Source organism: Afipia sp. Root123D2 (assembly GCF_001425835.1).
GTDB lineage: Bacteria > Pseudomonadota > Alphaproteobacteria > Rhizobiales > Xanthobacteraceae > Afipia.
This window is the reverse complement of the sequence record NZ_LMDP01000002.1, coordinates 439,852-453,208: the sequence shown is the minus strand read 5'-3', so window position 1 is coordinate 453,208 and position 13,357 is coordinate 439,852. Positions and strand designations below refer to the sequence as shown.

Annotated in this window: 8 protein-coding genes; 4 read left to right on the top strand and 4 right to left on the bottom strand. The window is 63.8% G+C overall.

The features are described 5' to 3' along the window. Window positions 1-82 precede the first annotated feature (82 nt). Together ppdK and ASC80_RS11250 are read left to right on the top strand one after the other, a co-directional pair. Window positions 83-2,968 (top strand): pyruvate, phosphate dikinase, encoded by a 2,886-nt coding sequence (gene ppdK / locus ASC80_RS11255; RefSeq protein ID WP_056296853.1) that lies wholly within the window; start codon window positions 83-85, stop codon window positions 2,966-2,968. A 357-nt stretch (window positions 2,969-3,325) separates the two neighbouring features. Then, window positions 3,326-4,729 (top strand): cell wall hydrolase, encoded by a 1,404-nt coding sequence (locus ASC80_RS11250; protein WP_056296849.1) that lies wholly within the window; start codon window positions 3,326-3,328, stop codon window positions 4,727-4,729. Window positions 4,730-4,877: 148 nt separating this feature from the next. Here the strand turns inward: ASC80_RS11250 and nadC are convergent, their stop codons facing one another. From nadC to nadA, 3 genes are all read right to left on the bottom strand, one after another. Beyond that, window positions 4,878-5,771, bottom strand: a complete 894-nt coding sequence (nadC, locus tag ASC80_RS11245; RefSeq protein WP_056296847.1) for a carboxylating nicotinate-nucleotide diphosphorylase — start codon at window positions 5,769-5,771, stop codon at window positions 4,878-4,880. Then, window positions 5,768-7,369, bottom strand: coding sequence for an L-aspartate oxidase (locus ASC80_RS11240; protein WP_056296844.1), 1,602 nt, complete (start codon window positions 7,367-7,369; stop codon window positions 5,768-5,770). The genes nadC and ASC80_RS11240 overlap by 4 nt, the downstream gene beginning before the upstream one ends. 134 nt (window positions 7,370-7,503) lie before the next feature. After that, window positions 7,504-8,616: a quinolinate synthase NadA gene (gene nadA, locus ASC80_RS11235; protein WP_056296841.1), complete on the bottom strand. Its 1,113-nt coding sequence runs from the start codon at window positions 8,614-8,616 to the stop codon at window positions 7,504-7,506. Between the two features lie 358 nt (window positions 8,617-8,974). Here nadA and acuI point away from each other — a divergent pair, with 358 nt between their 5' ends. Next, on the top strand, window positions 8,975-9,961 hold the full coding sequence (gene acuI / locus ASC80_RS11230) for an acrylyl-CoA reductase (NADPH) (protein ID WP_056296839.1): 987 nt from the start codon (window positions 8,975-8,977) through the stop codon (window positions 9,959-9,961). 128 nt (window positions 9,962-10,089) lie between these two features. Further along, window positions 10,090-10,617 (top strand): hypothetical protein, encoded by a 528-nt coding sequence (locus ASC80_RS11225; protein ID WP_056296836.1) that lies wholly within the window; start codon window positions 10,090-10,092, stop codon window positions 10,615-10,617. Between the two features lie 21 nt (window positions 10,618-10,638). Here the strand turns inward: ASC80_RS11225 and ASC80_RS11220 are convergent, their stop codons facing one another. Beyond that, entirely contained in the window at window positions 10,639-13,317 is a 2,679-nt protein-coding gene (locus ASC80_RS11220; RefSeq protein WP_056296833.1) for a DUF2339 domain-containing protein, read from the bottom strand. Window positions 13,318-13,357: the final 40 nt, after the last annotated feature.

Here is a 13,357-nt window from a genome sequence, read left to right as displayed (position 1 = left end):
CGGCCCTTGCGTCACTTGCGTGGGGGCGTCCATCCGTGGTGTAACCCGCCTGCCGTTTTCCTCACGCCCACGACTGGAAGCCATGGCCAAAGCTGCATCGAAGTCCCGGAAATCCCCCGCAAAATCCAAATCTTCAGCCAAGCCGGCACGCGCCACATCGGCGCGAAAGGTGGTCGCGAAGGTCGCCGCCAAGAAGCCGATCAAGCGCCCGGCCCAGCGTCCGGTGAAGGCCCCCGCCAAGGTGGCCGCCAGAAAGCCGGTCAAGAACGCGGCGACGTCAGCGCCGAAGGCTGGTAAGTGGGTCTTCACTTTCGGTGATGGCAAGGCCGAAGGTAAGGCCGACATGCGCAACATGCTCGGCGGCAAGGGCGCGAACCTCGCCGAGATGGCCAATCTCGGTCTGCCGGTGCCTCCCGGCTTCACGATCCCAGCCTCGGTCTGCACCTACTTTTACGACAACAACAAGACCTACCCGAAAGACCTCAAGGCTCAGGTCGAAAAGGCGCTGGACTATGTCGGCAAGATCGCAGGCAAGCGGTTCGGCGACTCAAAAAACCCGCTGCTGGTTTCGGTGCGCTCCGGTGCCCGTGCCTCGATGCCGGGCATGATGGATACCGTTCTCAACCTCGGCCTCAACGATACCACGGTGGAGGCGCTCGCCGCGCTCTCAGGCGACCGCCGCTTCGCCTATGACAGCTATCGCCGATTCATCACGATGTACTCGGATGTCGTGCTCGGCTTCGAGCATCATCACTTCGAGGACATCCTCGATACCTACAAGGACGGCAAGGGCTACTCGCTCGATACCGACATGACGGCCGACGATTGGGTCGATGTCGTCGGCCGGTACAAGGATGCGGTGGCGCGGGAAACCGGCAAGGACTTCCCGCAGGATCCGCACGATCAGCTGTGGGGCGCGATCGGCGCAGTGTTCGGCTCGTGGATGACGGCGCGCGCGGTGACCTATCGCCGCCTGCACGACATTCCGGAATCGTGGGGCACGGCCGTCAACGTTCAGTCCATGGTCTTCGGAAACATGGGCGACACCTCGGCGACCGGCGTTGCGTTCACCCGCAATCCCTCGACCGGCGAGAAGCGTCTCTACGGCGAATTCCTGATCAACGCCCAGGGCGAGGACGTCGTCGCCGGCATCCGCACGCCGCAGGACATCACCGAAGCGGCGCGCAAGGAATCCGGCTCCGACAAGGCGTCGATGGAATCGGCGATGCCGGATGCCTTCAAGGAATTGACGCGCATCTACACGCTGCTCGAAAAGCACTACCGCGACATGCAGGACATGGAATTCACGGTGGAGCAGGGCAAGCTGTGGATGCTGCAGACCCGCAACGGCAAGCGCACTGCAAAGGCTGCGCTGCGGATCGCGGTCGAACTCGCCAATGAAGGCGTGATCTCGAAAAAGGATGCTGTGATGCGGATCGATCCCGCGTCGCTCGACCAGCTTCTGCATCCGACCATCGATCCGGTCGCCAAGCGCGATGTCATCGCCACCGGCCTGCCGGCGTCACCCGGTGCCGCCGCCGGCGAGATCGTGTTCTCGTCCGACGAGGCCGCCAAGCTTCAGGCCGACGGCCGCAAGGTTATTCTGGTCCGCGTCGAGACGTCGCCGGAAGATATTCACGGCATGCACGCGGCTGAGGGCATTCTCACCACGCGCGGTGGCATGACCTCTCACGCGGCGGTGGTTGCGCGCGGCATGGGCAAGCCCTGCGTGTCAGGCTGCGGCGCGGTTCGCGTCGATTACGGGCGCGGCACCATGACGGTCGGCGACCGCACCTTCAAGAGCGGCGACATCATCACCATCGACGGCGCCATGGGTCAGGTTCTGGCCGGCCGGATGCCGATGATCGAGCCGGAGCTGTCCGGCGAGTTCGGCACGCTGATGGGCTGGGCCGATCAGGTGCGCAAGCTCAAGGTGCGCACCAATGCCGATACACCGGCGGATGCGCGCACCGCGATCAAGTTCGGCACCGAAGGCATCGGCCTTTGCCGCACCGAGCACATGTTCTTCGAGGAAACCCGCATCCGCACGGTGCGCGAGATGATCCTCGCCGAGGACGAACAGTCCCGCCGCGCGGCGCTGGCGAAACTGCTGCCGATGCAACGCGCCGACTTCGTCGAGCTGTTTGAGATCATGAAGGGCCTTCCCGTCACGATCCGCCTGCTCGATCCGCCGCTGCATGAATTCCTGCCGCATTCGCAGGCCGAGATCGAGGAAGTTGCGCGCGTCATGAACGCCGATCCGCGCCGCCTCACTGACCGGGTGCGTGAATTGTCCGAATTCAACCCGATGCTCGGTTTCCGCGGCTGCCGCCTCGCCATCGCTTATCCCGAGATCAGCGAGATGCAGGCGCGTGCGTTGTTCGAGGCCGCGGTTGAGGCCGGCAAACGGACCGGCAAGCAGGTCGGCCTCGAGGTGATGGTGCCGCTGATCGCAACCCGCGCCGAGTTCGACCTAGTGCGCGGCCGCATCGATGCCACCGCGCAGGCGGTGATGCGCGAGACCGGTGCCAAGCTGAACTATCAGGTCGGCACCATGATCGAACTGCCGCGCGCCTGTCTGATGGCGGGCGATATCGCGAAGACCGCCGAGTTCTTCTCGTTCGGGACCAACGATCTGACGCAGACCGCGTTCGGCATCAGCCGCGATGACGCCGCGAGCTTCCTCGGCACCTATATGTCGCGCGGCATTCTCGAGGTCGATCCATTCGTTTCGGTCGATCGTGACGGTGTCGGCGAACTGGTGAAGATCGGCGTGCAACGCGGACGCAAGGTGCGTCCCGGCCTCAAGATGGGCATCTGCGGCGAACATGGGGGCGATCCGTCGTCGATCGCGTTCTGCCATGAGGTTGGACTGGACTATGTGTCGTGCTCGCCCTATCGCGTGCCGATCGCGCGTCTGGCTGCCGCGCAAGCCGCTCTCGGCAAGACGGTCGCAAGCCAGGCATAGACCGATCCAGACACACTACGCTGCATCATGCCCGGACTTGTCCGGGCATGATGCTTTTTAGCGTCGGGGCGATAGCTGGAACCGGCCTGCAGACAGCAAACAGCATCTGCAAACGCGGGAATCCGCCATTCCACGATTCACTAATTTTGTTGACGCGCTGTTTACCACCTTGTGGAAGGCGCGGTTTACCAACGCTTTCGATGTGATCGCTGGTGCTTGCGTGCCTGGTTGCGTGTGACACGCGTGCATCGCCAATTAACCCCGCGGCAACTTTAATTAGATACCAACGAAATTGATCGAATTGCACGGACAGTGCGGGACGATCGCGTGTGTGTGTAGTGTTGCGTGAGCGTATCGATGACGATGTTGCGTAACGGGCCGAAGGGCGCGCGGTTCGCGCCCTTCGGTTTTGTTCTCTGTCTTCTGACAGTGACCCCGACGGAAATCGGCTATCAGGATCTCGCCGCCTTGCTGGCACATCAGCCGGGCGTTACCGAGCGCTGGCAGCAATACGTTTTCGCGTCAGCTCGCCGGTCGATCCAGGTCGCATCGTTCAATTTCGTGCGGCCGATCGGCACCGATGTTCCGCGTACCGCGTCGTATCGTCTGGCCAGCCTCGGCGGCGCCGGCGGCGTCATGAGCTCCTTCGATCGCAATCCGCTGGGCCAGCCGGTGCGACCGCTGCAGGCTTCCGATTTTCCGAGCGTGGTCCGGACCCTGAAGGGTGATCGGCTTCCGGTTCATGTGCCGGAACCTGAGCAGCCGGAGGCTGCAGCGCCCACCGATGAAACCCTTCCCGCGAATGACAATGGATCGGTGAAGGGTGCGAAGACCGCAGAGGCGGCGCCGCTCGATGAGGAACTGCAGGCCGCGCTAAGCTCGCCGCGTCTGCCGCAATACGATGCCGCCACCGACGCCAAGGCCACCGCCGGCGGTGCGCTCGATGAGACCGCACTTGCCGCGCTTCATGCGACGCCCAATCCGGCGGTGGAGCCGATCGCTGAAACGCCGCGCGACCCGTTCTCGGTCAAGACGTCGAGCCTGTTCTTCGGCAGTTCATCGCTCGGCGTGTCGAGCGAGTCCCTTGAGCGCTGGCAGCCGGGGCAGGAGCCGATCATCGTCGTGCCCGGGGCTGATCCGGACATGAAGCAGTCCGCGACCGTTCCTGTCGCTCCCGCTCCCGCGGAGTCGGCAGGCGGTGAAACCGTCGCTGGCAAGGGCGAGGTGACGGGACAGATGCAGACACCCGCCGAGCGCCTGAAACTCAACGAAAAGTCACGGGCGAAGGCCGAGAAGTGTCTGAGTGAGGCAGTCTATTTCGAAGCGCGTGGCGAAGCCGTACGTGGCCAGATCGCGGTCGCTCAGGTCGTGCTGAACCGTGCATTCTCGGGTTACTATCCGACGACGGTCTGCGGCGTGGTCTACCAGAACTCGCATCGCCATCTTGCCTGCCAATTCACTTTCGCCTGCGATGGCATCCGCGACGTCGTCAAGGAACCGGACATGTGGGAGCGGGCGAAGAAGATTGCGAAAGCCTCGCTCGACGGGCGGTTGTGGCTGCCGGAAGTCGGCAAGTCGACGCATTATCACGCGTACTGGGTGCATCCGTCGTGGGTTCACGAGATGAAGAAGATGTACAGGTTCGGCGTCCATACGTTCTATCGCCCGCGCGCATGGGGCGACGGAAGCGACGCGCCGAAATGGGGAACCCCGGCGCAAACGGCTGAAATCTCCAGGGAATTGGCGAGCGAGAAACCGTAGCGGCGACACTCACTGTTCTCGCCGGATCATGCGCGGGCTGGACCCGCGCATCCATCGGTCCAACGATATTTTAGAGGATGGATGCCGGTCATCGGCGAGCGGAAGCGACGCCGTCCTTTGAACGGCCATGCCCGGCAATGACGATTCGTCATGCATCGATGTCGAGCGCGACATCGAAATTCGGTGCTGAGTGAGTCAGCGCCCCTGACGACGCGTAGTCGACGCCGGTTTGAGCAATATCGGCAACCGATGCCAGCGTGACGCCGCCGGAGACTTCCAGCACCACACGCTTGTTGTTTATCTGCACGGCTTCGCGCAGCATCGGCACGCTCATGTTGTCGAGCATCACCACATCGGCGAGGCCGGTATCGAGCACTTCGCGTAACTGATCGAGGGTGTCGACTTCGATTTCGATCTTGACCAGATGGCCGGCATGGGCGCGGGCACGCTCCAGCACGCGTCTGATGCTGCCGGCGACAGCGATGTGGTTGTCCTTGATCAGGATCGCGTCGTCGAGGCCGAAACGGTGGTTGAAGCCGCCACCGCAGCGCACTGCGTATTTCTCCAGTGCGCGCAGGCCCGGCGTGGTCTTGCGCGTGCAGCAGATGCGCATCTTGGTCACGCCGGTGTGGCGGACGTATTCCGCCGTCAGCGTTGCGATGCCCGAGAGACGTCCGACGAAATTCAGCGCCGTCCGTTCGCCCGCAAGCACGGCGCGCGCCGGTCCCGAAATGGTCAGGACGTGAACGCCCTTGGCGACGGAGTTGCCGTCATGGACGTGGGCCTGAATGTTGATATCGGCGCACAGCCGCCGGAAGGTCGCAACCGCGAGCGGCAGGCCGGCGATGACGCCGGCCTGCCGGGCAATGAGAATGGCATGGGCGTGCGTGGCTACCGGAATGGTTGCAACCGACGTCACGTCGCCGGCGCGTCCGAGATCTTCCTCCAGCGCGCGGGTGACGGCATCGTCGATCGCAAGCGGCGACAGGAAGGCTTCCGGATGCAGCAATGCTGCGGGGTCGGTGACATCGTTCACGGTCATGCGCTTAACGAGAGTGTGTTGGCAGGTTTGCCTTGGGATATCGCGGCCGCGATCTTACGCGCTTCGGCCAGCGTCGTCATGGTCCGTTTTGCCAGCAACGGGTTTTCATCGGGATAGTCGGAGCGGTAGTGCGCGCCACGGCTTTCTTGCCGCGACCATGCGGCCGTGGCGACCAGCAGGGCGGTCGTCGCCATGTTGCGCAGGGCGATATTGCCGGTGTTCTGTTCGATGCTGGCGAATGAACGGATCGCCTCCGCGAGACGCTCGCCATCGCGGATCACGCCGACATGGGAGCTCATCATGTTGCGCAGATTGGCTTCGGTCAGCGGCGGCATTGCGTAATTGCGCGGCACCGGCTGCTCACCGATAGATGGTGCTGGCGAGGCCGACGTTATGCCGTTGATGTCTTCGGCGATGCGAGCGGCATAGACCACGGCTTCGAGCAGCGAGTTCGAGGCGAGGCGATTGGCGCCATGTGCGCCGGTCGAGGATACCTCGCCACCGGCCCACAGACCGTCGATCGAGGTGCGGCCGCGCGGATCCACCGCGATGCCGCCCATGTGGTAGTGCGCCGCTGGCGCCACCGGGATCGGCTGCGTCGCCGGATCGATGCCGGCCGCGCGGCAACTGGCATAGACCGTCGGAAATTTCTCGGCGAACTTTGCACCAAGAGCGGCTGTGGCATCGAGGAATGCACCGCGCCCCGCCGCGATCTCGGCGAACACGCCGCGCGCGACAATGTCGCGCGGCGCAAGTTCAGCAAGCGGGTTCAGCGCGAGCATGAAGCGCTCGCCCTTTGCATTGATCAGCGTCACACCTTCGCCGCGCAGCGCCTCGGTTGCGAGTGGCGCGGGATCGCGGCCGACCATGATCGCGGTCGGGTGAAACTGGATGAACTCCGGATCGGCGACGATCGCACCGGCGCGGGCCGCCAGCGCCAGGCCGAGGCCGCTGGCTTCCGGTGGGTTGGTGGTGACCGCGTAGAGATGCCCGATGCCACCGGTTGCCAGCACGACAGCGCGTGCAGCGATGGTCACTGGCGTCGCCGTGGCGTCAGCGGCATTGCGGACCTGAAGGCCGGAGACTCTGCCGTGGTCGGTCAAAAGCGTTTCTGCGACGTAACCTTCGATCACCCGGATCGACGGCGTTTGGCGGACCGCTTCGGTCAATGCTGCGATGATCGCCTTGCCCGCCATGTCGCCACGGACATGCACGATGCGCCGCGCCGAGTGGGCGGCCTCGCGGCCGACAGCGAGCTTGCCTTCGAGATCGCGATCGAACGGCACGCCGTATTGCAAGAGGTCGTGGATGCGCGCGCCGGCTTCGCGGGCAAGGCCGAGTGCGACGGCCTCATCGACAATGCCGCCACCAACAGCAACGGTGTCGGCGGCGTGGGATTCCGGGGTATCGCCTTCGCCGACTGCGGCAGCGATGCCGGCCTGCGCCCAGGCGCTCGATGCGCCTTCGCCGAGCGGCGCGGCTGAAATCACCGTCACCGGGCAGGGGGCGAGCTTGAGCGCGCAGAACAGCCCGGCCAGTCCGCCACCGACGATGACGATATCATCAAGCCCGTGTGTCAGGTCGTTCGTGCTGCCCATGGCCGCAATCTTTCAACATCTGAGACGTCGTACCCGCCTCGCTTGAGACGACATGGCCGGGTCATCAGGGCGTTTACGCCCGTCTTCGACGGACTATGCCCGGCCATGCTGGCTGAGTGGATTGATCGTTGCGATCAGTTCTTCAGGCTGATCATGCGTTCGACCGAGCGGCGCGCCTTGCCGGCGATCATCGGATCGACCGTGACTTCCTCACGCATGTAGACCAGGCTGTCGAGAATCTTCGGCAGCGTGATCCGCTTCATGTGCGGGCACAGGTTGCACGGCTTGATGAATTCGACCTGCGGCACTTCCGCCTGCACGTTGTCGGCCATCGAACATTCGGTGACCATGACCACACGCTTTGGCTTATGGTCGCGGACCCAGTTGATCATGTGCGCGGTCGAGCCGGTGAAGTCCGCTTCCTTGATGACGTCGGGCGGACATTCCGGATGTGCGATGATCTGAATGCTCGGATCGGCTTCGCGATAGGTGCGCAGCTCGTCGCCGGTGAAGCGCTCGTGCACTTCGCACGCGCCCTTCCACGCGATGATCTTCACCTTGGTCTGCGAGGCGACGTATTTCGCCAGATACTGGTCGGGCAGCATGATGACGGTGTCGGCGTTGAGGCTCTCGACCACCTGGACGGCGTTGGACGAAGTGCAGCAGATGTCGACCTCCGCCTTCACGTCGGCGGACGTGTTGACGTAAGCGACCACCGGCACACCGGGGAAACGTTCGCGCAGCAGCCGCACGTCCTCGCCGGTGATCGACGAGGCCAGCGAACAGCCGGCGCGCGAATCGGGGATCAGCACGGTCTTTTCCGGATTCAGGATCTTCGACGTCTCGGCCATGAAATGGACGCCGCACTGGATAATGACGCTTTCCTTCACCTTGGTCGCTTCGCGGGCAAGCTGCAGCGAGTCGCCGCCGATGTCGGCGACGCAGTGAAAGATTTCCGCGGTCTGATAGTTGTGCGCCAGAATGACCGCGTCGCGCTCGCGCTTCAGTTCGTTGATCGCCTTGATATACGGCGCCATGAACGGCCATTCGACCGGCGGAATGACGGCCTTCACCTTCTCGTACAGGTGCGCGGTGGCGCGCTCGACGTCGGGCGTCCATTCCAGCGAGGGCATCGGCAGCGCGCGGGCGCGCTCCTCCGCCGTGATGCGGCTGCGAGCCTGCCCGGTTACACGGCCGTGAACGGGATTTCCGAAATCGTCCGGGCCGTAAATTCCTGCGATCGGCATGACTGCCTCCGAAGATCTGTTATATACTCAAAATGAGCATATGTAGGGTTTGAGAAATCCGGCACGAAGGCCGGGGTCCCAAACTCGGTGCTGTCCGGAGCTACTTCGCAGCGGCGCGAAGGTTCCGGGTTCGCCAGGAAGACAACTTATCCTCATAACGAGCAAAACAAATATAGCAGGTCAGAAGCTATTCCGCCAGATGCTCCAGCGAAAAAAGCGAGCTGGGGCGCATGTTCGTTTGCATCGCAGCCCTGCTCGAAAATCCGTCGAATCCGGCAGAAGTCTCCAGCGCAAGACGCGTTGACGCGAGGCGCCGGGGCATTACTGTCCCGCCCCATCAACGGATCGGGAGCGCGTTTTGACAACCTTCAAGGCAATCAGAATCGATAAGGCGGACAAGGGCACCACGGCATTTCTGACGCAGTTCGACGAGGCGGAACTGATGGACGGCGACGTCACTGTCGCGGTCGAGTGGTCCACCGTGAACTACAAGGACGGCCTGGCTGTCACCGGCAAAGCTCCGGTGGTGCGACGTTTTCCGATGATCGCCGGTATCGATTTTGCGGGCACCGTGATCGCGTCGTCGCACCCGGACTGGAAAGCCGGCGACAAGATTGTCTCGACCGGCTGGGGATTGGGTGAAACCCACCTCGGGGCCTACGCCGAGAAGGCGCGCGTCAAGGGCGACTGGCTGGTGCGGCTGCCGGAAGGCATGAGCGCGCGGGACGCCATGGCTATCGGGACTGCGGGCTTCACGGCGATGCTGTCGGTGCTGGCGCTGGAGCGGCATGGCGTGACGCCGAAGCACGGCCCGGTCGTCGTGACGGGCGCTGCGGGCGGTGTGGGTTCTGTTGCAATCGCGTTGCTGGCCAAGCTCGGCTTCCACGTCATTGCTTCGACGGGCCGCACCAGCGAATCCCAGTACCTGCGTGACCTTGGAGCCGCGGAGATTGTCGATCGCAACGAATTGTCGGGCCCGGCCAAGATGCTTGGCAAGGAGCGCTGGGCCGGAGGCGTCGACAGCGTCGGCTCGACCACGCTTGCCAACCTGTTGTCGATGACGAAATACGGCGGAGCGATCGCCGCTTGCGGCCTCGCGGCGGGGATGGACCTGCCGTCCTCGGTCGCCCCCTTCATTTTGCGCGGGGTGTGCCTTTTGGGCATCGATTCCGTGATGTGCCCGATCGAGCGCCGCCGGGTCGCCTGGAGCCGTCTGGCCAGCGATCTCGACAAGTCAAAACTTTCTGAAATCACTCACGAAATTAGCTTGGACGATGTCATCGCCACTGGGCCGAAAATTCTTGGCGGCCAGGTTCGCGGCCGACTGGTCGTGAAAATAACCTGAGGACATTCAGACTTTACAAACCATGGTGCGCCAATGTTGCCACCGTTGATATGGTAATCAGCGGGTTAAGGAACGGCTGCGGGGGCGGCCGCCCGTTCACTGCTCAGTTCCAGAGTTGGAGTCGCCACATGTTCGCGCGTATTGCATTCGGGATCCTTATCGCAGGTGCGATCACCGCCCCGGCCTTTGCCGAACAGATGAATGCGAACGAGGCGCGCAAGTTTGTCGCCAACAAGCTTTTCGCCTTCAACTGCTTCGACGGCACCAAAGGGGTCGGGCGGGTCTATGAAGACGGCTCGGCCGCCGGCTCGGTGCAGTTCAGTGGCTCCGGCCAGTTGCGCCACATGCGCCTGCCGCACAACACGCTTCAGGTTCGCGGCCAGTCGATCTGCGCCTCGATCAAGGGGCTGCCGTTCGAACCGTGCTTCAATCTCGACAAGTCCAGCCCGGTCAGTTTCCGTGGCGCGGTGTCCGGCCTCGGCTTTGCCTATTGCGATTTCCACAAGCAGGGCAATGTCCGCACGCTGATGACCCGCATGATCACGCGGCCGCGCTCGCTGCGTGCGCCGCATCCGACCCGATCCGCCGACGCCTCGCGCGCTGCGGAAGTTCACACCGAGCCGGCGCTGGAACTGCGCCGCTCCACCACCGACTGATTTTCGTCGCCTGATCCTGTTTCAGGAGCCGCCTGCCGGCGATGCCGGCATCGGTCTTGCTCGCCTGAACAGAATGCGCTGGTAGAGCCAGCCGATCGCCACTAGCACCAGTCCGAGACCGATGAACGAGAACGCCCGGTAGGCGCCGGTCAGGTTCGCCATGTCGATCAGGAACACCTTGAGAATGGTGATGCCGATAATGACGGCAGACGCCAGCCTTGCCCGCTGCGATGGCAGCAGCAGTCCTGCACCCAGCAGCACAATGCCGAAGATCAGCCACGCCACCGAATAAGTGTACTGTTCCGCATCGCTGAGGATGCCGCGATTCAAGAGCGACCCCTGAAGTGCGTGACGCACCATCAGCGTGACATAGGCGAGCGCGAGCAGGAGCGCGCCGGCGGCGATGGTGTTGGCGTAGGCGGCGGCACGCCGTCCGGCAACGGCATAGGATAGCAACAGCGCGAGAGCGGCCGGCAGCGCATAGCCGAGCAGCAGCAGGTTGATGATGCCGCTGCCGACATCGATCCGCCAGATCGTCGGATTGTTGAGGACGAACAGTCCGAACACGATTCCGATTCCGGCGGCGACAGTCAGCAGGACCGCTGCGACGTTATGCACGATGCTACCGGACTTGATGCGTAGACGCTCGAGTCCGAGTGCCATCGCCAGCGCAACGCACACCTGCAGCGCGGTTTCTGTCAAACCGGATGCCCGGCGATAGACGTCGCCACCGTTGACGAAATGGCGGATCTCCATGAACGCCAGCAGTACGGTGAACAGGATAGCGGCGGATTCGACCATGCGCAGCGGCGCGTCATCACCGCGCCGGCGCATCAGGTACGATCCACCCCAGAACGACAGTGCCGGAATGCCGTAACCGAGCAGAAGCCAGTTGAAGATTGGCGTGGTGCCGACGTCGTTGCCGACGATGCGCGGTTCGTAGCCAATCCGCAGCACTACGATGACAGCGAGGATCGCCGCGAGCCAGCGCAGAAACGGGATCGGCCGCTTCATCGAAATCCACGCCGTGCCGAGCGACATCAATGCCAGTGCAATCGTCAGCCAGCCTTTTTCGAGCGCGAAGGTGAAGGCCAGCGCCAGCGCGGCAAGGGTACCGGTAGCGAACAGTGCAATCGAAATCGCTTGTCCCGGTCGGGTGTCGCGTTTGGTGAGCAGTTCGGTCGCTGCCGCGAATGCGGCCGCCAGTGCGATCGCGAGGATTGCGAACGGGATCGAACGATCGAGGTGGGCAATGCGCGCATAGAGCGCGACGAGGATGGCGAGCGGTGCGAACACGCCAGACGCCGCCCAGATCACGGGCACCATTGCGCCAATCGACCGGCCCTGCGCGAGGAATCCGGCACCGCCGAATCCCACCGCGAAGATCGCGGCGACGGTCAGATGCAGGCCGACCGATGCTTCGTTGGCGTCCGGCCCGATGCCGGGCAAGGGGCCGCCGGGCATCATCGCGAAATCCGGATTGCCGCGAACGGCCCATTCGGCAAACACGACAAAAACGAACAGCGCCGCGGCGCCGATTGCGCCGGTGGCGGATTCCGCACGCCAGGCGACTGCGAATGTCGCCGCGACCAGAAGCGCGAAGATGATCATCGCCGCGTCGGCATGGCCGGTCGTGAGAACGAGAACGGCCGCGCCGAAAAGGCTCGCGGTGAGTGCGATCGAGGAAATTGGTTCGACGCGGCCCGGCTCGGCAGTCGGGCCGAACATGAAGCCGGTGACGACCAGTAGCGCCGCGAGGATGAAGCTTGCGATCGCCGCGAAACCATGAGCTCCAAGCGTGCCGGTATCGTCGATGCCGACCAGCGTCCATAGCAGGCCAAATGCTATCGTCGTCACCGCGAGCCAGCGCCACAACCGGGCGCGCGCCAGTGCGAACGCGGCGGCAGTGACGATGGCAATGTAGACGTACAGCGCCCAATAGTCGGGCTTGTCCGATGAGACGAGGATCGGCGTCACGAACGCACCGATCACGCCGAGGCCTGCCAGCGCCGGACCATGCAGCAGTGCGGCGGCGAGCGTGCCGAGCGCGACGGCACCGAGCAAAGCGAAGGCGATCGCGGGCGCCAGAAAATCATAGAGTGCGTAAGCGGCATAGACGGTCGCGAACGCGACGGCGGTACCGGCAGCCGTGAGGATGGCCGGGATATTGGCAACTGGCAGCGGCGCGATGGATGAAATGCTTTCCTTGCGGCGGGCCCATTCGCCGGCGGCAAGCAGCGCCAGCGCGAACGCGCCGCCGAGCATTACCCGCACACCGGGGCCAAGCAGTCCTGCTTCGATGGAGTAGCGCACGAGGAAAAAGCCGCCGAGCGCCAGCGTCAGTCCGCCGATCCACACCACCCAGCGGGTGCCGAGACGTTCCTCGAGACCGGGGCCGGTGCTGACCGCTCCGCTTTGCGGTGCTGATGCGGGCGAGGGAGCTTCGATGTTATCCGGCGCAGCGGATGGTGCATCCGGACTCGCCATATCGGTCATAACTGGCTCGGACGGCGGTGGTTCCGGCGCAATCGGCGGCGCCATCGGTGCGTCTGCGGAAGGTGACGCCACCGCTGCCGCGTTGACCAGAGGCTGCGCTGCCTCGAGTTGCGCAAGACGTGCGTTCAGTTCCTTCGACAGCAGCCGCGCCTTGCGGGCCATGATGAACGCGACAATGGCGATGACCAGCGCGAGAAATTCCATCGATCCTCCAAACGAGCCCCTGCGGCGGCTCGTGCTAAAA